The sequence below is a fragment of the Pseudoalteromonas sp. NZS11_1 genome (assembly GCF_015864275.1).
Lineage (GTDB): Bacteria > Pseudomonadota > Gammaproteobacteria > Enterobacterales > Alteromonadaceae > Pseudoalteromonas > Pseudoalteromonas arctica.
Map to the genome: position 1 here is coordinate 108,423 of NZ_JADYXK010000002.1, position 25,492 is coordinate 133,914.

Annotated in this window: 25 protein-coding genes and 1 tRNA gene; 14 read left to right on the top strand and 12 right to left on the bottom strand. The window is 39.4% G+C overall.

Annotated elements, in window-relative coordinates; translation table 11 throughout:
- Nucleotides 1–142: 142 nt before the first annotated feature.
- The 11 genes from dnaG (at nucleotide 143) to I6F44_RS03200 (ending at nucleotide 14,168) form a co-directional block, all read left to right on the top strand.
- The gene (gene dnaG, locus I6F44_RS03150; RefSeq protein WP_007586534.1) at nucleotides 143–1,894 is read left to right on the top strand and encodes a DNA primase; all 1,752 of its coding nucleotides are present in this window, start codon (nucleotides 143–145) and stop codon (nucleotides 1,892–1,894) included.
- A gap of 124 nt (nucleotides 1,895–2,018) precedes the next feature.
- Nucleotides 2,019–3,866: an RNA polymerase sigma factor RpoD gene (rpoD, locus tag I6F44_RS03155; RefSeq protein WP_007586533.1), complete on the top strand. Its 1,848-nt coding sequence runs from the start codon at nucleotides 2,019–2,021 to the stop codon at nucleotides 3,864–3,866.
- Nucleotides 3,867–3,933: 67 nt separating this feature from the next.
- Complete coding sequence (gene prmA / locus I6F44_RS03160; RefSeq protein WP_010553367.1) at nucleotides 3,934–4,815, top strand: 50S ribosomal protein L11 methyltransferase; 882 nt, start codon at nucleotides 3,934–3,936, stop codon at nucleotides 4,813–4,815.
- A gap of 281 nt (nucleotides 4,816–5,096) precedes the next feature.
- The gene (gene dusB / locus I6F44_RS03165; protein ID WP_010553368.1) at nucleotides 5,097–6,068 is read left to right on the top strand and encodes a tRNA dihydrouridine synthase DusB; all 972 of its coding nucleotides are present in this window, start codon (nucleotides 5,097–5,099) and stop codon (nucleotides 6,066–6,068) included.
- A 19-nt stretch (nucleotides 6,069–6,087) separates the two neighbouring features.
- Nucleotides 6,088–6,378, top strand: a complete 291-nt coding sequence (gene fis, locus I6F44_RS03170; RefSeq protein WP_002957804.1) for a DNA-binding transcriptional regulator Fis — start codon at nucleotides 6,088–6,090, stop codon at nucleotides 6,376–6,378.
- 191 nt (nucleotides 6,379–6,569) lie between these two features.
- The gene (purH, locus tag I6F44_RS03175; RefSeq protein ID WP_007586526.1) at nucleotides 6,570–8,156 is read left to right on the top strand and encodes a bifunctional phosphoribosylaminoimidazolecarboxamide formyltransferase/IMP cyclohydrolase; all 1,587 of its coding nucleotides are present in this window, start codon (nucleotides 6,570–6,572) and stop codon (nucleotides 8,154–8,156) included.
- 106 nt (nucleotides 8,157–8,262) lie between these two features.
- Nucleotides 8,263–9,084: a class I SAM-dependent methyltransferase gene (locus I6F44_RS03180; RefSeq protein ID WP_197173289.1), complete on the top strand. Its 822-nt coding sequence runs from the start codon at nucleotides 8,263–8,265 to the stop codon at nucleotides 9,082–9,084.
- A gap of 15 nt (nucleotides 9,085–9,099) precedes the next feature.
- Nucleotides 9,100–10,383, top strand: a complete 1,284-nt coding sequence (purD, locus tag I6F44_RS03185; RefSeq protein WP_197173290.1) for a phosphoribosylamine--glycine ligase — start codon at nucleotides 9,100–9,102, stop codon at nucleotides 10,381–10,383.
- Between the two features lie 112 nt (nucleotides 10,384–10,495).
- On the top strand, nucleotides 10,496–13,036 hold the full coding sequence (locus tag I6F44_RS03190) for an EAL domain-containing protein (protein WP_121953770.1): 2,541 nt from the start codon (nucleotides 10,496–10,498) through the stop codon (nucleotides 13,034–13,036).
- 22 nt (nucleotides 13,037–13,058) lie between these two features.
- Nucleotides 13,059–13,868, top strand: coding sequence for a DUF2797 domain-containing protein (locus tag I6F44_RS03195; RefSeq protein WP_010553372.1), 810 nt, complete (start codon nucleotides 13,059–13,061; stop codon nucleotides 13,866–13,868).
- 6 nt (nucleotides 13,869–13,874) lie between these two features.
- Entirely contained in the window at nucleotides 13,875–14,168 is a 294-nt protein-coding gene (locus I6F44_RS03200) for a hypothetical protein (protein WP_121953769.1), read from the top strand.
- Between the two features lie 13 nt (nucleotides 14,169–14,181).
- Here the strand turns inward: I6F44_RS03200 and I6F44_RS03205 are convergent, their stop codons facing one another.
- From I6F44_RS03205 to I6F44_RS03230, 6 genes are all read right to left on the bottom strand, one after another.
- Nucleotides 14,182–15,099 (bottom strand): histone deacetylase family protein, encoded by a 918-nt coding sequence (locus tag I6F44_RS03205; protein WP_024600162.1) that lies wholly within the window; start codon nucleotides 15,097–15,099, stop codon nucleotides 14,182–14,184.
- 103 nt (nucleotides 15,100–15,202) lie between these two features.
- Nucleotides 15,203–16,744: a serine hydrolase gene (locus I6F44_RS03210; protein WP_121953768.1), complete on the bottom strand. Its 1,542-nt coding sequence runs from the start codon at nucleotides 16,742–16,744 to the stop codon at nucleotides 15,203–15,205.
- 7 nt (nucleotides 16,745–16,751) lie between these two features.
- Complete coding sequence (locus I6F44_RS03215) at nucleotides 16,752–17,255, bottom strand: gamma-glutamylcyclotransferase family protein (protein WP_121953767.1); 504 nt, start codon at nucleotides 17,253–17,255, stop codon at nucleotides 16,752–16,754.
- Nucleotides 17,256–17,281: 26 nt separating this feature from the next.
- Nucleotides 17,282–17,920 (bottom strand): LysE family translocator, encoded by a 639-nt coding sequence (locus I6F44_RS03220; RefSeq protein WP_121953766.1) that lies wholly within the window; start codon nucleotides 17,918–17,920, stop codon nucleotides 17,282–17,284.
- Between the two features lie 11 nt (nucleotides 17,921–17,931).
- Complete coding sequence (locus I6F44_RS03225) at nucleotides 17,932–18,705, bottom strand: hypothetical protein (protein WP_121953765.1); 774 nt, start codon at nucleotides 18,703–18,705, stop codon at nucleotides 17,932–17,934.
- A gap of 29 nt (nucleotides 18,706–18,734) precedes the next feature.
- Complete coding sequence (locus I6F44_RS03230; protein WP_121953764.1) at nucleotides 18,735–19,220, bottom strand: CreA family protein; 486 nt, start codon at nucleotides 19,218–19,220, stop codon at nucleotides 18,735–18,737.
- A 207-nt stretch (nucleotides 19,221–19,427) separates the two neighbouring features.
- Between I6F44_RS03230 and I6F44_RS03235 the strand changes: the two genes are divergently transcribed.
- Entirely contained in the window at nucleotides 19,428–19,757 is a 330-nt protein-coding gene (locus I6F44_RS03235) for a 5-carboxymethyl-2-hydroxymuconate Delta-isomerase (RefSeq protein WP_002957818.1), read from the top strand.
- A gap of 321 nt (nucleotides 19,758–20,078) precedes the next feature.
- On the opposite strand, the gene I6F44_RS03240 is transcribed toward I6F44_RS03235, so the two are convergent.
- The 4 genes from I6F44_RS03240 to I6F44_RS03255 all read right to left on the bottom strand — a co-directional run bounded on the left by I6F44_RS03240 (nucleotide 20,079) and on the right by I6F44_RS03255 (nucleotide 22,086).
- Nucleotides 20,079–20,155: transfer RNA gene (locus tag I6F44_RS03240), tRNA-Ile, on the bottom strand.
- 247 nt (nucleotides 20,156–20,402) lie between these two features.
- Nucleotides 20,403–20,909 (bottom strand): hypothetical protein, encoded by a 507-nt coding sequence (locus I6F44_RS03245; protein WP_101162741.1) that lies wholly within the window; start codon nucleotides 20,907–20,909, stop codon nucleotides 20,403–20,405.
- 379 nt (nucleotides 20,910–21,288) lie between these two features.
- Complete coding sequence (locus I6F44_RS03250) at nucleotides 21,289–21,447, bottom strand: YqaE/Pmp3 family membrane protein (RefSeq protein WP_121953763.1); 159 nt, start codon at nucleotides 21,445–21,447, stop codon at nucleotides 21,289–21,291.
- A 72-nt stretch (nucleotides 21,448–21,519) separates the two neighbouring features.
- Nucleotides 21,520–22,086, bottom strand: coding sequence for a BON domain-containing protein (locus I6F44_RS03255; RefSeq protein ID WP_197173291.1), 567 nt, complete (start codon nucleotides 22,084–22,086; stop codon nucleotides 21,520–21,522).
- A gap of 328 nt (nucleotides 22,087–22,414) precedes the next feature.
- On the opposite strand from I6F44_RS03255, the gene I6F44_RS03260 reads away from it, so the two are divergent.
- Nucleotides 22,415–23,077, top strand: coding sequence for a LiaF domain-containing protein (locus I6F44_RS03260; RefSeq protein ID WP_076924056.1), 663 nt, complete (start codon nucleotides 22,415–22,417; stop codon nucleotides 23,075–23,077).
- Between the two features lie 38 nt (nucleotides 23,078–23,115).
- Here I6F44_RS03260 and I6F44_RS03265 read toward each other — a convergent pair whose 3' ends face one another.
- Entirely contained in the window at nucleotides 23,116–23,532 is a 417-nt protein-coding gene (locus I6F44_RS03265) for a VOC family protein (protein WP_121953761.1), read from the bottom strand.
- Nucleotides 23,533–23,808: 276 nt separating this feature from the next.
- On the opposite strand from I6F44_RS03265, the gene suhB reads away from it, so the two are divergent.
- Entirely contained in the window at nucleotides 23,809–24,612 is an 804-nt protein-coding gene (gene suhB / locus I6F44_RS03270) for an inositol-1-monophosphatase (protein WP_002957826.1), read from the top strand.
- Between the two features lie 53 nt (nucleotides 24,613–24,665).
- Here suhB and I6F44_RS03275 read toward each other — a convergent pair whose 3' ends face one another.
- On the bottom strand, nucleotides 24,666–25,475 hold the full coding sequence (locus I6F44_RS03275; protein ID WP_121953760.1) for a substrate-binding periplasmic protein: 810 nt from the start codon (nucleotides 25,473–25,475) through the stop codon (nucleotides 24,666–24,668).
- Nucleotides 25,476–25,492 lie beyond the last annotated feature (17 nt).

A 25,492-nucleotide genomic window follows, 5' to 3' on the forward strand; every position in this document is an offset into this window, starting at 1 on the left:
AATGAAATTTTTTATAGCTTCCCTATTTATTTCGCTGTCATTTTGGTAAGTTAAAGCACACTATATTTTGCATCAAGCAAGTATAAAAAAGTAAATTTCATATTCGTTATTCTTCTTATTATTTCAGGACTGTATTTTACTAATGGCTGGAAAGATCCCACGTAACTTTATAGACGATTTACTTGCCAGAACCGATATTGTCGACCTGATAGACTCAAAAGTAGGTCTAAAAAAAGCAGGTAAGGATTATCAAGCTTGTTGCCCATTTCATAACGAAAAATCGCCCTCATTTACCGTATCGCAAGACAAACAGTTTTATCATTGCTTTGGTTGTGGCGCTAATGGTAATGCAATTTCGTTTGTAATGGAGTATGAAAAGCTTGAGTTTGTAGATGCTATTGAAGAAATAGCAAGCATGCTTAACTTAGAAGTACCTCGAGAACAAGGCACAAACTCAGCACCAGAACGTACTGCTGCACAAAAGCGCTCTGATTACGATTTAATGCTTCATACTGCGCGCTTTTATCAGCACCAATTAAAACACCACAGTAATTCTGCCGCCGTTATTGAATATGTAAAAGGCCGTGGTTTAAGTGGTGAAACAGTTAAAAAGTTTATGATTGGCTACGCCCCCAGCGAATGGGATGGATTATGTCTTCAGCTTGGCCGTAATAAAGAACAAAAAGAGCAATTAGTTGAATTAAAGCTAGCTTCAGAAAAAACACCAGGCAGACAATTTGATTTTTTCCGCGACCGATTAATGTTCCCTATTCGCGATAAACGCGGACGCGTTATTGCATTTGGTGGGCGTGTAATGCAAGCCGACCAAGGGCCAAAATATTTAAACTCGCCGGAGACCCGAATTTTTCATAAAGGCTTTGAGCTTTACGGACTTTATGAAGCAAAGCAAGCCCATAAAAAACTTGAGCATGTAATGGTTGTGGAAGGTTACATGGATGTTGTTGCCTTAGCCGAGCAAGGGATTGAATATGCCGTTGCATCACTAGGTACCGCAACAACAAGCGAGCACATGCATACGCTGTTTAGAACAACAGATAAAGTAATCTGTTGTTACGATGGCGACAGAGCTGGCCGTGATGCAGCTTGGAGGGCGCTTGAAAACGCACTTCCTTATTTAAATGACGGTAAAGCACTGCAATTTACTTTTTTACCCGATGGCGAAGACCCTGACTCTCTTGTACAAAAAGAAGGTAAGGAGCAATTCGAATTGCGCCTAAGCCAAGCAGATGACTTTACCAAAGTATTGTTTAATAAATTAAGCCAAGAAGTTGATTTAACACTCGACTCAGGAAAAGCTAAATTACTCAGTGCAGCACTTCCACTCATTGAAAAAATCCCAAGTGAATTTTATCAAGAAAACATTCTTGAACAGTTAGGGCGTTTAATCGGAAGAACACGTGAGCAATTAAATAACCGTTTAAAAACGCCAAAGCAACAGCATTCGATTGAACGTAAGTTTAAAATAACACCAATGCGTCAAGCGATTGGTATTTTAATTCAACATCCTAATTTGGCTAAAAATGTGCCATATTTGCCTGAACTCGCACAAATGAATATTGCTGGTATAGGGCTATTATTACGCTTACAAGAGCAAGCTTTAGAAAAAGAAAGCATTACCACAGCGCAACTACTCGAATTTTTTAGAGGAACTGAAGATTACGAGCCCTTAATCAAGCTTGCAACGTGGCAACACGACATAAATGAAGAGCGTTTAGAGACGGTTTTTAAAAATACTTTCAAGTTTATTGAAGATCAGTGTTTAAATTATCGACTCGAGACCCTATTAATAAAGGACAAGACTCAAGGCCTTAGTAGCGACGAAAGACTTGAGTGTCATTTGTTAATGACAGCGTTAAAAGCCACTAACAGCTAGTCAAAATTGATTTAAACTGTTATACTGTGCTATTCACTGCGTCACATTATTCTAGTTGGCTTTAATGCAAACTACATGATGGCGCCTGTTGTATCAACTTATCAGAGTGGAAGAAACAATCTCTATGGATCCAACTCCTCAGTCACAATTAAAACTTCTGATTCAAAAAGGTAAAGAGCAAGGCTACTTAACTTTTGCAGAAGTAAATGATCACCTTCCACAAGACATTATAGACTCAGATCAAGTAGAAGATATCATAAGCATGATTAATGATATGGGTATCAAGGTTAGCGAAAACGCGCCAGATGCTGATGAATTAATGATGCAAGAAACAACGACAGACGAAGACGCAGCTGAAGCTGCCGCTGCAGCCCTTGCGACTGTAGAAAAAGAAATCGGCCGTACAACGGATCCGGTTCGCATGTACATGCGTGAAATGGGTACTGTTGAACTTCTTACACGTGAAGGCGAAATTGTAATCGCTAAACGTATCGAAGAAGGCATTAACCAAGTACAGATTTCTGTTGCAGAGTACCCTGAAGCAATCACTTACCTGCTAGAGCAGTGGGATAAGTTTGAAGCTGAAGAAATGCGTTTAAGCGATATCATCGTTGGATTTATCGATCCTAATGAAGATACAGCGCCAATTTCAGCAACTAATATCGGTTCAGAATTAAGTGCTAAGCAACTTGATGACGATAAAGATGACAAAGATGATGCTGATAGCGATGACGAAGATGAAGAAGAAGTAGACACAGGGCCAGATCCTGAAGAAGCGCGCATTCATTTTGAAAATTTACGTGATTTATACAATAAAGCACGTGATACGTTTGAAGCTAAAGGTCGTTCGCATCCTGAATCACAAGCCGCCATTTTTGAAATTGGTGAGCTTTTCAGAACCTTTAAATTAATACCTAAACAGTTTGACCGCATGGTAAATAACATGCGTGAAATGATGGATCGTGTTCGCGTTCAAGAACGTCTAATCATGAAACAAGCTGTACAAATTGCTAAATTACCGAAGAAAACATTCGTTAAGCATTTTGCTAATAACGAAACTGACGCTTCATGGGTAGATTTAGAAATTTCAGGTAACGAAAAGTATTCAGCTAAACTTGAAGAAGTTAAGCCAGAAATCATTCGTAGCATTAATAAACTATCTGTTATTGAACAAACAACAGGTTTAAGCATTGAGCGTATTAAAGACATTAACCGTCGAATGAGCATTGGTGAAGCGAAAGCACGCCGTGCGAAAAAAGAAATGGTTGAAGCTAACTTACGTCTTGTAATCTCAATTGCTAAAAAATATACAAACCGTGGCTTACAATTCTTGGATTTAATTCAAGAAGGTAACATTGGTCTGATGAAAGCAGTTGATAAGTTTGAATATCGCCGTGGTTATAAGTTCTCTACTTATGCTACGTGGTGGATACGTCAAGCAATCACTCGCTCTATTGCTGACCAAGCAAGAACAATCCGTATTCCAGTACATATGATTGAAACGATTAATAAACTTAACCGTATTTCTCGTCAAATGTTACAAGAAATGGGTCGTGAGCCAAATCCAGAAGAATTAGCAGAACGCATGATGATGCCTGAGGATAAAATCCGTAAGGTACTTAAGATTGCTAAAGAGCCAATTTCAATGGAAACACCAATCGGTGATGATGAAGATTCTCACTTAGGTGACTTTATCGAAGATACAACTATTGATTCGCCAATCGATTCGGCAACAATGGAGTCTCTTCGTGGCGCAACTAACGATGTACTTGCAGGCCTAACAGCCCGTGAAGCTAAAGTACTACGTATGCGTTTTGGTATTGATATGAATACCGACCACACCTTAGAAGAAGTAGGTAAACAGTTTGACGTAACACGTGAACGTATTCGTCAAATAGAAGCGAAAGCGCTGCGTAAATTACGCCACCCTTCTCGCTCAGATTTACTGAAAAGCTTTTTAGACGCTAAATAATTTAGCGCTACTATATAAACTAAAAAGGCCGCTATAGCGGCCTTTTTTCTATTTGAAGGAAATAATCATGGCTTGGATCCAAATTCGTATTAACGCCAATGCTGCAACAGCAGATGCAGTAAGTGACCTATTAATGGAAGCGGGTAGTGCTTCAGTAACCTTTATTGACGCAAAAGACACCCCTATTTACGAACCCAAAATTGGCACCGTTGTATTTTGGGCTGATACAACAGTAATTGGCTTGTTTGAAGCTAATCACGATATGAATGAAGTCGTTGCGTTATTGAAACGCCATGATGAACTAAAAGACAATTTAGTATACAAAATAGAGCAGCTTGAGGATAAAGACTGGGAACGTGAATGGATGGATAACTTCCACCCTATTCAATTTGGTGAAAGGCTATGGATTTGTCCAAGCTGGCGCGACATTCCAGATCCTGATGCAGTAAATGTACTGCTTGACCCTGGCCTTGCTTTTGGTACGGGCACACATGCAACAACGGCCTTATGTCTTAAGTGGTTAGAAAGCCAAGATCTAACAGGTAAAACGGTTGTTGATTTTGGTTGTGGCTCAGGCATTTTAGGTATTGCAGCTATAAAACTAGGCGCAGAGCGCATGATTGGGATTGATATTGATCCTCAAGCGCTTGAGGCAAGCCTCGATAATGCTAACCGTAATGGCGTTGCAGACAAACTCGAAGTATACCTTCCAGAAAACCAACCTGAGTTTACCGCCGACATAGTAGTGGCAAATATATTAGCCCAGCCACTTCGCGAATTGCACAGTGTAATTTTAGGTTTATTAAAGCCTGGCGGCAAGATTGCAATGTCGGGTATTTTAGAAGAACAAGCACAATCAGTTGCTGATATTTATGCACCGTTTATTGAACTAGATGATATTGCCGTTGAAGGTGATTGGACTCGAGTAAGTGGCACTAAAAAAGCGTAATAAACTGCATAACCAAATTTAGAGCATTAACTCAAAACCTGCATGTAAAGCCTGTATTTAACAGGCTTTACTATTTTTTTACATATTAAAAGTTTTCTGATTATTGTGTAAAAAATAAAACTTGTATAAATTTCAAACAAATTAACCTACTTGTCATGTGGTTATCAAATGTCAATACGAAAAGGGCAAAAAAAAGTTACTTTTGTTCAATTTATAGCCTTTGATTTTTGTGAAAAAAACCGTAAACTTAGCGCCCCTTGAAAAGAGGCCTATTGAATATAGTGCGTATCGGTAAATACCAACTTGAGAATAATGTAATTGTCGCGCCAATGGCTGGCATTACAGACAGACCATTTAGACAACTTTGCCGTCGTTTAGGCGCAGGGCTAGCTGTTTCTGAAATGCTATCGTCTAATCCTAAGGTTTGGAAAACGGAAAAGTCGATGAATCGTATGGATCACAGCGGTGAGTCGGGTATACGCGCTGTGCAAATTGCAGGAGCAGATCCTGAGCTTATGGCGCAGGCCGCACAATTCAATGTTGCTAACGGTGCACAGATCATAGATATCAATATGGGGTGCCCAGCAAAAAAAGTGAACAAGAAACTCGCAGGCTCTGCCTTATTACAGTTTCCTGAACTTGTGGAAGAGATTATTGATGCAGTCGTTAATGCTGTTGATATACCTGTGACACTTAAAATCCGTACAGGATGGGATCCGGATAACCGTAATGGTGTAGAGATTGCGAGAATAGCTGAACGTTATGGCATTGCATCACTTGCTGTACATGGGCGTACGCGCGCATGTATGTACAAAGGTGATGCTGAGTACGCCACGATTAGGGATATAAAACGTTCAGTGTCGATTCCTGTTGTTGCCAATGGTGATATTACATCACCAGAAAAAGCAAAACAGGTTTTAGACTATACGGGTGCAGATGCCATTATGATTGGCCGAGCCGCCCAAGGTCGCCCTTGGATATTTAGGGAGATAGACCACTATTTGCGAACTGGGGAACACTTACAGCCGCCTGCTATTGCAGAGGTGCGCAGTATTTTAATGGAGCATTTAACAAACCTCCATCTGTTTTACGGTGAGCCAATGGGAGCGCGAATTGCTCGCAAACATGTATCTTGGTATTTGCAAACCCATGACAGTGATGGTCAGTTTAGGCGAGTATTTAATGCGCTCGACAACCCACAAGCACAGGTCGTCGCATTAGAGCAATACTTTAAAACACTAGCAGCTAACTAAGAAAGAAAGAGACTTAATAATGTTCGAACAAAACGTGACTTCTCCATTTATCACTAACCCTCATGTTCAGTCACACGAGAAACCGCAGCCATTGCGTGATGCAGTAAAAAAAGCTGTTCACCACTATTTAAAGCAGCTTAACGGTCAAGATGTGCAAGACGTTTACGACCTTGTTCTTTCAGAGCTAGAAGCGCCATTACTTGAAGAAGTGATGACATATACACGTGGTAACCAAACTCGTGCAGCGATTTTACTAGGTATCAACCGTGGTACTTTACGTAAAAAGCTTAAAAAATACGGCATGAACTAATATGCTGGCTGTGATTTATCACAGCTAATTATTAAAAAAGCACCCTAGGGTGCTTTTTTTATGCCCGTAGTTTAATAGCCGTGTTGCAAAATGCTCACCCTCATCGGCGCTTTATAAGTCGTTTTTTGAGTTGTAATCAGTTAAAATGCCCGCTTCTAAGCTAGCTCATTAACTGAGGAAATCAAACTACAATGGATACTCATCGTCCCATTCGTCGCGCACTATTAAGTGTGTCTGATAAAACCGGTATTGTTGAATTTGCCCGCGCACTAGAAGCGCAAGGCGTTGATATATTATCAACTGGCGGTACATGTAAACTACTTGCTGATAACGGCATAAAAGTGACTGAAGTATCAGATCACACAGGCCACCCTGAAATCATGGATGGTCGCGTAAAAACTCTTCACCCAAAAATTCACGGCGGCATATTAGCCCGTCGCGGACAAGATGAAAGCGTAATGGCAGATAACAACATTTCTGCTATCGACATAGTTGTAGTTAACTTATACCCCTTTGCGAATACAGTCGCTCAAGAAAACTGCAGCCTTGAAGATGCTATTGAAAATATTGATATTGGCGGCCCTACAATGGTTCGTGCAGCCGCTAAAAACCACAAAGACGTAACAATCGTGGTAAACGCGAGTGACTACGACCGTGTTATTAGTGAAATGCAAAACAATAATGGCTCTACTACATATAAAACACGTTTTGACTTAGCGATTGCAGCTTACGAGCACACTGCCGCATACGATGGCATGATTGCTAACTACTTCGGTAAAATGGTTCCTGATTACACCGAGGAAGCTGCTGTAGAGACTAAATTCCCACGTACTATCAATATGCAGTTCACTAAAAAGCAAGATATGCGTTACGGTGAAAACTCACATCAAGATGCTGCTTTTTATGTTGAAAGTGACATTGCTGAAGCATCAGTTGCAACAGCAACTCAATTGCAAGGTAAGGCCCTTTCGTTTAACAACATTGCAGATACCGATGCAGCACTTGAATGTGTTAAAGAATTTGACGTACCTGCGTGCGTAATTGTAAAACATGCTAACCCGTGTGGTGTTTCAATTGGGGACAATATTCTACAAGCATACGAGCGCGCTTTTAAAACAGACCCTACATCAGCATTTGGTGGCATTATTGCCTTTAACCGGGAGCTAGATGCAGCAACTGCACAAGCAATTGTTGATCGTCAGTTTGTTGAAGTAATTATCGCACCTAGTATTTCGAGCGACGCTGCAAAAATTGTTGAAGCTAAAAAGAACGTTCGTTTATTAGAATGTGGACAGTGGACAGGTAAAGCAGCTGGCCAAGATATTAAACGCGTTAACGGCGGTATTTTAGTTCAAGACCGCGATTTAGGCATGGTAACGCAAGGCGACTTAAAAGTTGTTTCTAAGCGCCAACCTACAGAGCAAGAACTTAAAGATTTACTATTTTGTTGGAAAGTAGCTAAGTTTGTTAAATCAAACGCAATTGTTTATGCCCGTGACGGTATGACCATTGGTGTAGGCGCAGGCCAAATGAGCCGCGTATACTCAGCTAAAATTGCAGGCATAAAAGCTGCAGACGAAAACCTTGAAGTTAAAGGTTCAGTTATGGCGTCTGATGCATTCTTCCCATTCCGTGATGGCATTGACGCAGCAGCAGCCGCTGGCATTACTGCGGTAATTCAGCCAGGTGGCTCAATGCGTGATGAAGAAGTGATTGCAGCTGCTGATGAAGCTGGCATGGCAATGGTACTTACTGGTATGCGCCATTTCCGCCACTAATCACACAAAGGGTTAAACGTTGGTTTAACCCTTTTTGTTTGCTATAAATTCACGTATTCTGATTATTCAATAACCTATTTAAAATTATAATGTGAAGGAACAAACAATGAAATTTGCGCTAAAATCGCTACTTGTAGCCACACTAACGATGACATCGACTATGGCGCTTAGCCATAACCACGAATCGAGCCTTGAGCATGCACTTCAATCAAGCGAACGTAGCGCTAAAAACAGCGTTCGTGACGAATATCGTCACCCGGCTCAAACACTGGCATTTTTTGGCTTTAAACCAACTATGACAGTTGTTGAAATTGCGCCAGGCGGTGGTTGGTATAGTGAAATTTTAGCGCCAGCACTAAAAGAGCAAGGCACTTATTATGCCGCGCACTTTCCTGCTGATTCATCAGTTGGCTACTACCAACGCTCTCTTGCGGGCTTTAAACAAAAAGTAGCTGAAGATGAGCGCTTTAGTGGCGTTAAAATTACTGAGTTTGCACCTGTAACACATTTAGATATTGCGCCAGCCGGCAGTGCCGATATGGTTTTAACTTTCCGTAATGTGCATAACTGGTATATGGGCAAAGATAAAAGCGGTGCATTAAGTGCTTTTCAAGCTTTTTATAAAGCCCTTAAACCAGGTGGTACATTAGGTTTAGTTGAACACCGTTTAGCTGAAGAACGTGCTGACGAAGATCAAAAAACATCAGGTTATATGAAGCAGAGCTACGTAGTAGACCTTGCTAAACAAGCTGGGTTTGAATTGGTAGCAAGCAGTGAAATAAATGCAAATCCAAAAGATACAGCCGATCACCCTAAAGGTGTATGGACGCTACCACCAAGCTTAAGACTCGGCGAACAAGATGCTGACAAATATAAAGCCATTGGTGAAAGCGACCGCATGACGCTGAAATTTAAGAAACCGCTTTAAATAGGAATTTTCGCCATGAATGTTTTAGTCATTGGCAGCGGCGGCCGCGAACACGCACTTGCGTTTAAAGCCGCTCAAAACACCAAAGTAAATACTGTATTTGTAGCCCCTGGTAATGCAGGTACTGCACTTGAACCAAAACTTGAAAACGTAGCAATAAACGTTGACGACTTAGAGGGTTTACTTAGTTTTGCACAGCAAAACAATGTAGAGCTTACTATTGTAGGTCCAGAAATACCGTTAGTACTGGGTGTTGTTGATAAGTTTCGTGAACATAACATGGCTATTTTTGGCCCAACGGCAGGCGCAGCTCAGCTTGAAGGCTCTAAATCGTTTACTAAAGATTTTTTAGCGCGCCACAATATCCCATCAGGCGATTATCAAACGTTTGAACAAATTGACCCAGCCCTAGCTTATTTAAAAGAAAAAGGCGCGCCAATTGTTGTAAAAGCAGATGGTTTAGCTGCAGGTAAAGGCGTAATTGTAGCCATGACGCAAGCCGATGCCGAAGCAGCTATTCGCGATATGCTTGCGGGTAATGCTTTTGGCGATGCGGGAAGTCGTGTTGTTATCGAAGAGTTTTTAGACGGTGAAGAAGCGTCTTTCATTGTAATGGTTGATGGCAAAAACGTATTACCATTTGCTACCAGTCAGGACCATAAACGCGCTTACAATGGCGATGCCGGTCCTAACACGGGTGGCATGGGTGCATACTCACCTGCGCCAGTTGTTACGGATGAAATCCACCAGCGTATTATGAACGAAGTGATCTACCCTACGGTAGAAGGCATGGCAAGCGAAGGCCATCCGTACACCGGCTTTTTATACGCAGGTTTGATGATTGACGAAACAGGTACCCCTAAAGTAATTGAGTACAACTGTCGCTTTGGCGACCCTGAAACTCAACCAATGATGCTACGTTTACAATCAGACCTAGTTGAATTGATTGAAGCTGCTAACCGTGTAGAACTTGATAAAACAACGATTAAGTTTGACCCACGCGCAGCCGTTGGTGTTGTACTTGCAGCTAAAGGTTACCCTGGTGATTACCCTAAAGGTGATGCAATTTCGGGGCTAAAAGTTGATTACCCTGCGGGTGAAAAAGTGTTTCATGCGGGTACTAAGAAAAGTGGCAATGACGTTGTAACCGCAGGCGGTCGCGTATTATGCGCAACAGCACTTGGTAACACCGTTACGCAAGCGCAGCAGCGCGCCTATGAGCTTGTTAAACAAATTAGCTGGGATGGTATGGAATATCGTACTGATATAGCTTACCGTGCTATTGCACGCGAGCAATAGCCTGTAATACCTATTCATTGGTATAACCAGTTAATTTAACTAAAAAAGCGCAGTTTCCCTGCGCTTTTTTAGTGCTACACTAATTAAAAGGTTTTTTAAAAGTACACAAACGTTGGAACTAAGAACTTTACGTTATCATGCAATTGCTGTTGCCATACTGATCTTTATATTTTTTATAATCAGTACATTGGCATCAAACCTTGTCGTGCCTACACGATATACAATTGATAAGACGGCTCCAATGTACCTCGATTACGCCTACTATATTGACGAAACTAAAACTAAAACATTCGATACCATTATTAACCAACCTGAATTACTTACTCATCAACCATTTTCAGATGTTCCATGGAGTTTTAGCCAGCAAAACTATTGGTTGTTTCTTGATTTAGAAAATAAAAGCCTTAATAAGCAAAATGTTGTGGCACATTTTGACAACCCTATGGTCGATCACCTTACGGTTTATCGCCTCGACAAAAATAACAAACTAATTGAAACATACAAACTCGGCGATAAAGAAGAAGCCCTCTCTTTGTTTGAATACAGCGTACCGCATATTCGTTTTTTAGTAGAAAGAAAGTCGTCACAGCGCCTAGTAATGAAAATAGACACAATCGGCATAAGTAAAACACCTGTAAACTTATATCGTGATAAAGAGTTTATTGACTTAGTGCGCTCTCAAACTGGGATCTGGGGCATTTTTGTAGGCGTGCTATTGATGGCTGCGCTTTATAACTTGGTGCTTTATTTTGGCATAAAAGACCGTGTTTATTTAATTTATATTGGCTACATCGTCAGCGCTATTACGTTAATGGGGGCTGTATTAGGTTTTGGTTTTTATATATGGCCTAATCACTGGCAGCTCCTTATTAACGAACAAGTCGTGTTTAGTAATTATGGGGTCGCTTTTTTCACCCTTGCTTTTTGCACCATGTTTTTGCGCTACCATAAGGATAAATGCTGGCGCTACAAAATGAGCATCACCCTACTTTGGCTTATGTTTGTTCTTGCTGTATGTAGCTTGTTTATTCCCGAGAATATAGCGGCTCCTATATTTTTTGGTGTGATGGTACTGCTTTATATTACCTGTATTATTTTAATATATAACAAGTTACGTAGTGGTTTTAGGTGGGCTAAGTTTTATGTTTTTTCATGGATACCACTAATATTTGGTGCTGCAATTCAGCCCATGGAACTCACTGGTGTTTTACCGTATACCTTTACAACCCGCCATGCCTTTTTAGTCGCTATTTTGTGCGAAGTTATTTTAATGGCAATGGCGTTAGCAGACCGAGTAAGGTATCAGCGCGAACGTGCGCTTTACCATGCCACGCACACACAACAAACAAAGTTACTTAATAGCTCCAAGCTAAAACAAGCATTTATGGCGCTACAAAGCCAAAACCGCTCAACAACTTTATGTTTAATAAAAATACGTCACTTTAATTCGCTCAATACTATTATTACCTCTTCTCAGGGCTACACACTTATAAAGCATGTAGCCAAAGAGCTTGAATTAGAACTCAGCCATGAACGCGAATTTACAAACCTCGAAACAGATTTAAACACCAGCCCACGCTTAGCCGATTTAAGCAGTGGCGTATTTGCCTGTATTTCTACTAAAACACAAAACCAAGAAATGCTAGAAGCACTACTGACTAAAATAATTAGCAGCCTACCAAAACAATATGAAATTAAAGGGCTAAACCTGCAGCTTAGTTACAGTATAGGTATTAGTAGTGCAGGTAAGAGTAACGACTTTGAATATTGGTTAAAGCGTGGTTATTTAGCGCTTAAAAAAGCAAAAGGTAGCGTTAATCAAGTTGGGTCATCGTCAAATGGTAATAATCTAATGATGGACGTTGCTCTAGCCGCTAAGCTGCAACAAGCCATCAAAACAAATCAACTGGCACTTTATTACCAACCTCAAATAAACTTATTAAGTAACCACGTAAGTGGTGCTGAAGCTTTATTACGTTGGCCCGACCCAACTTACAGCAACTTATCAATTGAAGAACTAATAATACTTGCTGAGCACACAGGCATTATTAACGAGCTAACACTGTGGGTAATAGAGCAAGCCTGTAAAGACATAGTCAAGCTAACAAAAAATGGCTATAACGAGCACACAATTAGCGTAAATTTAAGCGCTAAAAACTTAACTATAAATAACTTAGCCGAAAAAGTAGAAAATATTTTAATTAAATACCAAGTGCCGGCACAGTTACTTAAATTTGAACTAACCGAATCGGCCTTCGTAGATAGCCAGGATGCACTTATAAAGTTAGTTGATGAGCTAACCGCATTAGGTATTAAAGTAGTACTGGATGACTTTGGGACAGGCTATGCATCACTTAGCTACTTAGTCAATTATCACTTTAGTGAACTTAAAATAGATAAGTCATTTGTTTTTGATTTACCTAATAACCCTACTCACCAGGTTATTGTACAAACAGCCATTGATATGGCGCATAACCTCAATTTATCAATAACAATTGAGGGGGTAGAAACCCAAGAAATCCATCACTTACTCAAAGATATGAACGCTGACTACGCCCAAGGTTATTTATACGCAAAAGCACTGCCTTACACCGACTATTTACACTTCTTAAAAAGCCAATATAGCTTAAAAATGTTAGACTCCTCTTTTTAACATCTTTAGGGGCCAAGTAAAGATGCAAGGCACACTGCGTAAATTAAAATCGAGCTTAACCGAACCAGTACAATATCACTTACCTGTAGGTGAACACCTAGTAGACTTAAATGCATTTATAGGTAAGGAGCTTACGCTTACCTTTAGTGGCACTATTTTATGTTCTAACTGCGGTAAAAAAACCAAAAAAAGCTATTCTCAAGGTCACTGTTTTGTATGCATGCGCAAGCTCGCTAGTTGCGATATGTGTATTATGAAACCAGAAACCTGCCACTACGACCAAGGCACGTGCCGAGAGCCACAGTGGGGTGAAGAAAACTGCATGATTCCGCACTATGTATATCTCGCTAACACCTCTGGGTTAAAAGTAGGTATTACCCGCCACACACAAATACCGACTCGTTGGGTTGATCAAGGCGCGACTCAGGCATTACCTATTTTTAAAGTGCAAACTCGCCTGCAATCAGGTTTAGTGGAAGTTGCATTGGCTGAATTTATTGCCGATAAAACGAATTGGCGCAATATGCTAAAAGGTCAAAACGAAGCAATTGACTTAAAAGCAGCTGCAGCCGAGCTGATCCCACAAATTAGTGAAAAGCTAAACGAGCTCAGTGAATTATTTGGCGCAACAGCAATAGAACAACTTGATGAAGATGTGGTTGATTTAAACTTTCCAGTAACCGAATACCCAACAAAAATCAGCTCATTTAACTTTGATAAAGACCCTGTTGTAAGTGGTGTTTTACAAGGTATTAAAGGCCAATACTTAATTTTTGAAAAAGGCGTTATTAATATTCGTAAATTTACGTCTTATGAAGTAACCGTAGGCTAACGGGCTATGTTAAACAGCTACCCACAGTTATTGGTTATTTATAATGAGCTTGAGATAGCCCATAACCAACAAGAGCAACAAGAATGCTTACACAGCGTTATGCAAAGTGAGCTAAGCGATGTGCGAGTACTTAATAAGCAAGGTGACTTCCTTAATTTACAAGGCACTGCTTGCCCTAAATTGAATGGCGAGCAGCTAGCACAGCTTGTTACAGCTTACTTATTAAATGAAGGGCAATGCTGCCTTGGTAAAATCAAAACCCTAAGTGCAGCGCAGGCGTTTGATTTACTAGGGTTATAAACTCCCTTTTTATTTAAAGTTCAGTAAGTACTTTTATATGCGCTACAGCACTGCGACCTAAAGCTGATAGCGCATAGCCACCCTCTAAATACGAAATAACCCCTTTGCAACCGCCCTCTTTAGCAACACCACATAGTTGCTCGGTAAGCCAAATGTAGTCATCCTCAACAAACTTTAAGCTTGCCATATCATCTTCTAGGTGAGCATCAAACCCTGCGCTTATAAAAAGTAATTCAGGCTTAAACGCTTTCAATTTTGGTAACCATTGCCCAGTAAACACCTCTTTTAGGTCGTCGCCATTACTAGCAATTGGCAGAGGTGAATTAACAATATGACTATTATTTTTAACCGCTGTATTAGGATAAAACGGATACTGAAATAACGAACAAAGCAGTACGTTTTCGTCATCAATAAAAATGTCTTGTGTGCCATTACCGTGGTGTACATCAAAGTCAGCAATCGCAATCCGTTTAACCCCTTTGCTTTGGGCGTACTTAACAGCAATGGCTAAGTTATTAAATACACAAAATCCGGATGACGAATCTTTATTAGCATGATGCCCTGGCGGGCGCACAGAACAAAAAGCGGCATCGAGTTTATCAGCAAGTATTTCATCAACAGCTAAAACCCCCGCACCTACTGCACGCTCAATCGCTTTAAACGAATCTGGGCATAGCCAAGTATCGCCATCTAAATTAGCAAGCCCTTCGGTTGGTATCGTGGCTTCTACGTGTTTAACTAAAGATTCATCGTGAGCAAGTAAATAATGCTCACGCTCGGCTTTAGGGGCTTGAAGGTGGGTTAAGCCAACATCTACACCGCTGGCTAATAATCTGTCGGTAATTGCATCTAAGCGCTCAGGACACTCAGGATGGTCGTCTATCATTTTATGCTTACGGCAATGAGGATGAGAAATAACAGCGGTACGCATAAAAAGTCCCTTACAAGGTGTAAAAACTTAATATAACAAAGCCACCGACAGGTGGCTTTGCGACTTTGGTTTATATCAACATTTTAAATATCAAAGCTATTAGCTACTTTGCCTTTAAATGCAGGTTTCTAAAATCAAAGCTAAAGTCGGTAACCGCTGTTGATACTGCACGCATTTTAGCGCTATTTACACGGTTTTGTGAGCTCATTTCAAAACGAATAAACGCATCCGCTTCAAGCAGTTTTTCATCCCACTTAACTATAAATGTATTACCGGTGTAATGCTCAAGTGTGCCTTTTAAGCGCTTGGTATGCGTAAAATCAATATGCAATTTACTATCAAGCTGCTCAATAATCACATCGCCATACCAATCATCATGTAATGTACCGGTGTAATTAATGTTTGGTAATTGCGGTTGGTAGTCAGCCGGAGCTTCTGGTTTTGCATTAGCGTACGCGTGTTGTTTACCTTCAAAATGACTTTTAGCTAAATCTTCTACCCAGTCTTTATCTTCAAGCTCAAGCGCATCTTCAAGTACTTCATGGGTTACCGCCGAAAGCGCACCAAAAGCTTGTTGATTAGATAAAATAACAATACCAAGCTTTTTCTCAGGCAATAAAGTAACTTGCGATACCATCCCTAAAATACCACCACCGTGACCTAGCTTTTTAAAGCCGTGATAGTCTTCAATGCTCCAACCTAACCCATAACCTCTAAACTGCTGATGATACGATTCAAACGCGCTTTTAGACGCCATAGACGTAATATGTGGGTGCCACATTTGCGCTTGTTGCTTTTCGCTAAATAGCTGCTTGCCGTTTGGCATTTTACCGCCTGCTAATTGTGTACGAAGCCACTGGCTCATGTCGCTTACACTTGAAGCAATTGCACCTGCACCTCTAAAATCTTCTAGGTAGTTCACAAAAAATGGATGAAGCGTGCCATCCATAGGAATATGACCGGTTGCCCAGTTTTTATTACTTTCTGGAATACGCGAAAATCCCGCGCGCGAGTTGTCCATGTGTAGCGGCTGCAATATGTTTTTTTCGATATAATCATTCCAACTCATACCCGATACACGCGCAACTACTTCGCCAGCGGTAACAAACATTAAGTTGTTATAAGCATACTTACTACGAAAACTGCTCGCTGGTTTTAAATACTGTAATCCCGCTAAAATTTCATCAACTGACTTGTCGGTACTTGGCCAAATCATTAAATCGCCTTGCCCAAGTCCCAGCCCACTGCGGTGGCTTAATAAATCACGAATACGCATTTCGCGTGTTACGTATGAGTCGTATAATCTAAATTCTGGTAAATGATCAATTACGCGGTCATCCCAGCTTAATTTACCTTCATCAACCAACTTTGCCAGTGCCGCAGTAGTGAATGCTTTGGTGTTTGAAGCAATACCAAATAAAGTGTCTTTGTTTACTTTTTTGTTGGTATCGAGATTAGTTACACCAAAGCCTTTAGCAAATATCACTTTATCGTTTTCAACAATGGCGACTGCCATACCGGGTACGTCAAAACGTGCCATTGAGGCTTTAATAACATCGTCAATTTTGTTGGTATCAACTTGTGCCCAGCTACTAAACGTAGTGCCCGCTAATAGTGCAATTGCGGCAAGTTTGGTTAATTTCATATCAATCCTATTTTATTATTTTTTGATGAACTGCAAATTCAATTGCTGCGCGTTCTTGATTGGTATCGCTTTTTTGTGCGCGATTTAATATCGCATCACTGTATTCTTTTGGTACGCCCGCTTCAAGTGATCCGCGATGAACGTGTTTTATGTACCAATCGTATGGTAGTACGTCGCTGTCGTGGGTATTAGCTATATAACAATGTGCAGTTACAGTCTCACCCGTTAAAAGCGTTGGGGCTATATCTACGCAGTCGTAACCTACGCCCTCAATACTATCTAAAATAACTTTTTCATCTTCATTAAGCTCATAAATAACGCCGTAAACCAGCGCGTCTTCTTTATCGCTTGGGCAAATACTGCACTTGCCTGAGCCATCTTTAAATAGCATATCAAAAGTTAGCTCATAACCTTTAAGTACCGCTGTTCCTACACGCTTTACATTCGGTAAGCGCGCTAGCAAACGATTAGATGACATATTAGAGCCAAACGAAAAATTATATAACGGCATTTTATCTCCTACACTTTTTAAATAAGTTAAATAACAACACGTACTGCAAGGGCAATTAAAATAACGCCAATTCCACGGTCAAACCAATAACCGCGTTGTTGGAAAAAACCCCTTACATTATTTCTAGAAAGTATCATTGAAAGCATTGAAAACCACGCCCACGTAGCCAATGCCATGTATACGCCATAGCCGACCTGTATACTAATAGGTGTGGTTGGGCTAATCACGAGTGTAAATAACGACATAAAAAATAACGTGGCTTTTGGGTTTAATGCATTTGTGAAAAAGCCGCGCCTAAAAGCAAGCCAAACAGGTTCTTCTTGGACGGTTTTGTTTTCAACATCTTTTGCAGCCTCGCCTTCATTACTTGCTGGAGGTTTTGCAGCTCTGAGTGCTTGTACGCCTAAATAAGCTAAATATGCACCGGCAAGATACTTAAGCGCCATAAATAAACTAGGCGATTGCGTTAAAATAAGCGCAACACCTAAAACGCAATAGGCAACGTGCAGTAAAATAGCAGCGCCAACACCGGCGCTTGTCCACAATGCATTGCGCCTACCTTGCTGCACGCTTTGCTTAAGTACTACGGCAAAGTCAGGCCCGGGGCTTGCTACTGCAAAAAAATGAGCAATAACAATCAGTAAAAATTCATCTAAGTATTCCACGCAGGTCCTTGCTAGTTTGGCGAATAAGCTAATAACAGCGGGTTAGCCGAGTTATTTACCAATGCTTTAATTTCTTTTTGTGCTTTTTTAAACTGACCACGTAAATGCGGCTTTAAGTGTTTTTTAGACACTTTATCGTTTTTAAAGTAACTAATCAGAGCATGCATAAATACCGTATGTGTTTCACTTAACTTAGCTTCACGGTTAGCGTATGGATTATAACAAGAGCCACAACCGCCTTTAAACTGATACACCGTGTTGCTCATCATCACACCAAACCCTAAAAAACAGGCAAGTGCATCTGCAGCTTGTGGTAAATACTCCCTACCACCTGGCGGTAGCACCCCAACGTGATGAATAAGTATGGTGGCCAATGTACCCGCATAACTTGCCACTAAATCTTGTGGCTGATTAATCTGATTAGGATTAAAAGAGATACTGACCTTATGGCTTGGCGGCACAATTAAATGACTGCCTTCGCCACGTATTTCATCACTAAATTCAAAGTGCGGAAAAACTTGTGGTTGTAACTGCTGAGGTGCAACTAATTGAATAGGCCATGCATTCATACCCGCGTAATTAGTAACGCGGGTAAAAACATTACTCGCCATTTCCTCAATGCTCGATACCGAATCAGGGAAAAAAGTGGCCGTTGGCAGTATTATTTGTGTTTGCTTTGTAAAAAACTCAGCATCAAAATTTTCTACAGCCCAAATAAATGTATCAATAAGCCATTGCTGCTCTTGATCTTCCAATAAAGGTGCCGATTTAAATAAAGCTAACATAAGGTGCTCTTATAAGTTTTAGTGCTAGTTTAGTCTTTCTGTGTAAGCGCCCAATCCCACGCTTGAGTATTGTATAGCGGCACTGTTGATAGCGCATGGTGGTGGCTACCACTGGATTCTTTAGTTGAGTACGATAAGTACAATAAAGTACGATTCTCAGCATCGTAAATACGGCGCACTTTTAGTGATTTAAATAATATACTTTTAGATGATTTGAATATCACTTCACCTGATTTACTGCGGTCTATTTTTTGTAGCTGCTGCGCTGTAATAGGCCCCGTTTGACGACACGCTATAGACATATCAGAGGGATCAGAAAAATCCAAATTAGCCTCTATATGACTAATATGACAAGTAACGCCCTCAACAATGGGATCTTGCTGCGAATTAACTACAACATCTTTAGTTGTAAATAACCCAAGGCTTACCGACGCAACATCATCAGAGCAAGCACTTAATGTAACAACAGCACCTGCAAGTAAAACTAAACGTTTAAATTTTTGTGGTAATTTCATACTTATCCTTAATTAATATATAAGTAATTTAGCACCTACGTTACTAAGCGAAGGTTCACCTGTATGTTTTTATACTAACATCAAAAATAAATACGACTAAATTAGTTTAAAGTAAAGATTTTAGATAGCTCAGGGTTTAGCGAACCCTGTTGTATTTGATACAATTAACTCTCGCTCATGCAGTAACTCATAATAGGAAACGCCTAAATGCCGCACATTATTATTGAACACTCAGAAGACCTCCCTGTATTACCACAAGTTCTCGTAGAAAAAATTCACACTACCGCTTTCGAAAGTAACTTATTTGAATTAGAAACCATCAAAACACGCGCTATTGCTTATCAGCAATATCAACTTGGCGCAGGAAAATCAGGGTTTATACATATCGCGGTACATATATTGGCTGGGCGCTCAATTGAGCAAAAACAAATGTTAAGCGAACTGCTACTTTCATGCTTAAAAACATACTGCAGAGCATCAGACAGCCTAAGCGTAAATATTTACGATATTGAGCATGAGATATACCGTAAAAATTAGTTAACTCTTGTAGTTTTGAGCAATAGAAGTAAACACTAGCAAGTAAAAAGCCCCAATAGGGGCTTTTTTTGTATTCTGAAATCAGATGCAGCTCATTATTATTTACAAGACAGAGCATGAATAGCGTCCGATCTAACGCTGGAATTTAATAGTGCATTCGCACTCTTTCAAATTTAAGAAAGCTTAGCTTAATCTATGGATTAACTTTATTTAAATTATATTTATTATTAGGGGTAAATAAAGAATAATAAATTACACGATATTAAATTCATGTAGCATTAAATAATTTGAGTAGGTATTTTTTTGGAAAGTTTGTAAAAGTGGTGGCCCCTCCCAGACTCGAACTGGGGACCTAACGATTATGAGTCGTGTGCTCTAACCAACTGAGCTAAGGGGCCAACTTTTATATAACTGCTAGGCAGTTAATTTTTGAAGCGTTCAGTCACAGAGCGACTAAAGCGGGTTGCAGTATAAAAACTTTTTAGGTGCTTGTCACTACCAAACACCTTTATTTTAACAATCAGTAAGCTAACTGCTTAAATAGTAATCTTTTAGGTGGGTATAAGCATAAAATGTAAGATATTTCCCATGATATTTTCTGCATTAAATTATAAAAACCTTCCCCCCACATGTAGTCTTTTATATTTAACGCTCTACTTTTTTAAGTAAAGCTAACATATATGTGTAGGCATACAAGGCTGTAAAAAATATGCTTGGGGCTACTGTAAGTGCCAAATTGGGTGTCTGATTAATTACATTCACCATAATCACTAAGCTCGATTGAACAGTAATCGGAATAATAGGCGCAAAAAGTACACCTGCTATTTTTTTGTTACCTAAATACGAGGCGCTAGAGTTAATTGCATTATTGAAGCTTTGTCGTATTGCTACGTTTTGTGGTGTTTTAGAATGAAACATACAAATAATTGGAGTTACAAACGCAAGCGTTACATAACTAGACTTATACTTGTTGACGACCTTTTCTAAAATAAAAGTAAAAAACAGCGTTACAAATCCACTATACAAACCTTGTACTAATGCAGCTTGAAACGTGACAGATTTAGCAATATCTGCCGAACTATTTGCCCAGTAGGCCCAACTAAAATAAAAAACGAATGACACAACGCCTGACAGTATAAGTCGAATATTCAATTAGCTACCTCAATATGCGTAAAAACTTGGTTTAATGATAACACTAGAAGTGATGGTAATATTGCCACTTAATAATAGAGTAATTAATCGCGTATTGTAGATATATAAACAAACTAATGTTAAAGACTTCCTAAATGGCATCAATACAGAATCAGAACACTGCTGTTAGTTAGAAAGCTTAATTGAAGTAAACGATAGGTGTGGCTGAGGGAATGTTGGGAGTGAGTTACAAGAAATAAATCACTTAGTTTGAGTCAATTAAAAATTAGATTTTGATAAAAAATATTTACTTTAAAAACTGATATTGTGAGCCGATCAGTACTGAAGTTTTTATTTAGCTAAACCTCAGTAGTCGGCTTACACAATATATAATCTGTCATTATTTTTTCGCAATAATGTAGATTGCATGTATTAACCCTGGGAAATAACCTAACAGTGTTAATACAATATTTAACCAAAAATGCATACCTAAGCCAACTTGCAAAAATACACCTAATGGCGGCAATAAAACTGAAAGTATTATACGAATAATATCCATGATTAAACTCCATTTAAATTAAGCATTAAAAAGGCGTAAAGCCCAGTGTTAGTGGGCCTTAACTATACTGTGTTATTCAGCAGTAATAGATAGTTTATCAACTACGTCACGAACATCTTCAGCATTTTTAGCAATTTTAACTGCTAGCTGCTTTTCAGCTTCAGACTCTACTGAGCCATTCAGAGTTACTACACCGTTGTCGGTATCAACATCGATGTCTGTACCACCAACTTCTGAATCAAACAGGAAGCGAGTTGTGATTACAGTGGTGATTTTAGCGTCCGTTAAGTCGTTATCATCATCGTCCATCATGTCTTTGCTTCTATCTTTTGTGTCCATGCTTTTAACAACGGTAAGGCTGTTTTCAACATCAGATACGCCATCTAGGCTAAGTACAAGTTCTTCTGCTAGCTCTTTATCAAGCTCGCTATTAACTTTACCTGTAAGTACTACCTTGCCATTTTTTACATCAGTGTTAATGTCAAAGTTGTTTAGATTAGTGTTCATAAGTAGAACTGTTTCTGCCTTACCATCAATCCAAGCATCTTTACTTTCGTTTTCCCAGCTGTTTGCTTGGGCACCCATAGCCGTAGTACCAAGAACTAGAGCTGCGATAATAGATTTGTTAAATGTTTTCATAATCTTTCTCCTTTTGATTAAAGACACTTTAACTAATGCGAGCTTTAGGCCAACTTTATTTATATATATATTTCAATAACTTGATGTAATTTTGGGATAAGGCACTATCTATAGCTGTGTAACTATTTACAGGCTACTCGGTAAAACTTTCTCAAATAGTGAAAATAACTAGATAATTGCATTTTTGGTTAATCTATCGTTAATATAACAAAACATAAAACATCATTTAAAATTAAATCATTGATAATTAAGGTTATTATATTTGGTGCGTGCTTTGCATATAAACATCAAGAGCTGTATTAATAGTAAATATAATAAGGAATGCCCCATGTCTGTAAAAGTCGAAGACCGCCCAATAGAGCAAGTACGCGAACAAGTAATTGATCAATTAATTTATAATTACAGTCATGGGGTTATTTCTGTTGATGCATTTGAGAGACGCTTAGATAACGCGATGGATGCACCTAATAACGAAGCTCTTTTAGCCTTAGTAGAAGATTTAACACTTAATACTGATCAGCAATATAAAGCAGAAAAACAATCGCAATTTACACCACATTATAGTGCACAACAAAACAGTGATGATGATTTTACATTACGCAGCATTTTAGGCTCTAACGAGCGAAGCGGTCAGTGGGTCGTGCCAAAGAATATATATTTGAGTAACTTTATGGGATCGGTGGTGCTAGATTTTACCGATGCCATTTTTGCGCATCAAAATGTAACTATTCACGTTAACTGTATTTTTGGTAGTGATGAGATTTACGTACCAGAGCATGTAAATGTAGTGTCTAAAATGTTTTGTATTTTAAGTAGCCTTGAAAATAAATCTGTGTCGCTTAACAAACGCCAAGGTCCTACTATTCATATTGAAGGAAAGGCAGTAATGGGCTCAGTCGAAGTAAAAATAAAGCGCACAATTAAAGAAAAATTTATGAGCTTTGCTAATGAGCTAAAAACACAACTTGGCGCTGGAAATAATCGTTCATAAAGCCTCGTTAAGCACCGCACTTTGCGGTGCTTAACCTATTATAAATCGTTATTTCGCTCACTTGGGATATCACTTAAATATTCTACAAATTCTACTTCAAACCCTGCGGGGTCAATAAAATAAACATTCTTTCTAAAAGGGTTCTCACTACCTTGCTTACTTATCCCAAAACCCGTTTTATTTAAGCGTGCTACTACTTCATTTAAGTTACTAGTTACATAAGCAAAGTGTGCAAAACCAACTTGATGACCCGATAAGTTTCTGTTTTCACCCTCACCATGATCGCTTATCGCAATGTAATGCGTGTCATCTCCAAAGTGTACCCAGCGTCTTGGTTTTCCATGCCAATCGCCTCTGCCCTCACTTCTAATCGACCAATGTGGAAATACAGCGCGATAAAATTTAAGCATGCTATCTATATCACTCGCGACTAAGTTTACGTGCTCTAAATGCATAATGTTGTCCTATCAATTAAGTTAGGAGCACGATAAAACCTCAAGCTAACTTTAGGTAAAGCGTTATTTAAAATTAATTCGATTTAATAAACACATAAAGGAACATAATGACTTATTAATTGCTCATTATTATTTTTTAAAAATATATACACATTTCAATCTTGCATAAAAAACAAACATAAGTATTTGGGGTTTATTGTTTACTTTATGTCAAAAGTCGCTAAAATACGCCGGCTGAAATATATAAACGTTCTTTTACAACCCAAAGGTAATACCATGCATCCAATGTTAAACATTGCGGTTCGCGCTGCGCGCAACGCAGGCAAAATTTTACTTCGCGCAAGTGAAGATTTATCAAAAGTTGAAGTGCAACAAAAAGGCGCTAACGACTTAGTAACTAACATTGATAAAGAAGCCGAAGCCGTAATTCGTGACACTATTTTACAGTCTTACCCTACTCACTCTATTGTTGGTGAGGAATTAGGTGAGCATAAAGGCAAGGATGATGATTACCAATGGATTGTAGATCCTATCGATGGAACAACTAACTTCATCAAAGGTATCCCTCATTACGCGGTTTCTATCGCACTTAAAGTTAAAGGTCGTTTAGACCAAGCTGTTATTTATGATCCAATTCGTGGCGAGCTTTTCACTGCGTCTCGCGGACAAGGCACTCAGTTAAACAGCAAACGTCTACGTGTTAGCAAAACGACGGTCCTTGCAGGCACTGTACTTGCTACTGGCTTCCCTTTCAAAAACAAAAACCACATGGACGCATACACTGAAGCGTTTAAAGCATTGTTTGTACACACTGCAGACATTCGCCGCGCAGGTTGTTCTGCTTTAGATATGGCATACGTTGCAGCTGGTCGTGTTGATGGATTTTTTGAAATTGGTTTAAAACCTTGGAACTCTGCTGCAGGCGAACTTATGGTTAAAGAAGCGGGCGGTATGGTTGTAGATTTCGCTGGTGGTAATAACTATAACCACAGCGGCAATATTATCTGTGGTTCACCAAAATTGACTCAAGCAATTATTCGTGAAATTCGTCCAGTATTAACTGAGTCGTTACTTCGCTAATTTGATGCTATTAATAGCATGCTAAAAAGGAGCTCAGGCTCCTTTTTTTGTGTCTAAAAATAAGGATTATCTAGCTTGAGTTCTACTGTTTTACCTTTTTCGTAAGGTAATGTATTTAAATCCTTCGCAAAGTATTCATCAAACAACGTATCAAACTCACCATTTTTTTGCATTATTTTAAGCCCTTTTTCAATTGCCACTGCAAGCTCTGGCTTACTATTTGATACAAAATAATAAAATCCTGTTGGGTAACTTATATATAAGTTAGGTACTATCACTAGGTTGCTTTCTTTATTAGCTAGAAGCTCTGAATTAACCTCGATAAATGAACGTGGGAAGTAATCAATACGCCCTGCACTTGTTAAGGCAAACATAGCCTGATAATTTGCAAACGGTCTTATATGCAAGCCATTAAATGCCATTATTTTTGTATCTGGCCAATCATGACCTTGCACCGCAGAAAGCTTACCTAACTGCCCTAAGCTAGTAATACCTTTAAATCTAGCAATGCTGTTCTTACTTGTTAATAGTGCCCTTTTACCTATGTAGCCTTTAAATAATGGGATTTTAATCGCAATAGCTAAAGACTCTCTTTCGGGACTGCTCATACTCCAGTATAAATCTAAATTTTTTGTATCTAGTGCTATTAAAGTACGTTGTTGATGGGGATGAATTAAAACGGGGTTAATCTCTGCAGGGTATTGTGCGCTAACCAATGCTTTTTCTAATAGCTCGTTAAGGTAGTCGTCACGAGCATATTGCACACGCTGCTCCTGGGCTACATTTACGATATTTACCTCACTCGCTAAAGCGCTGCATACAAACAAACTTACTACGTTAATCAAATACTTTAATGGCAACATAATTATCACCTTAGTTA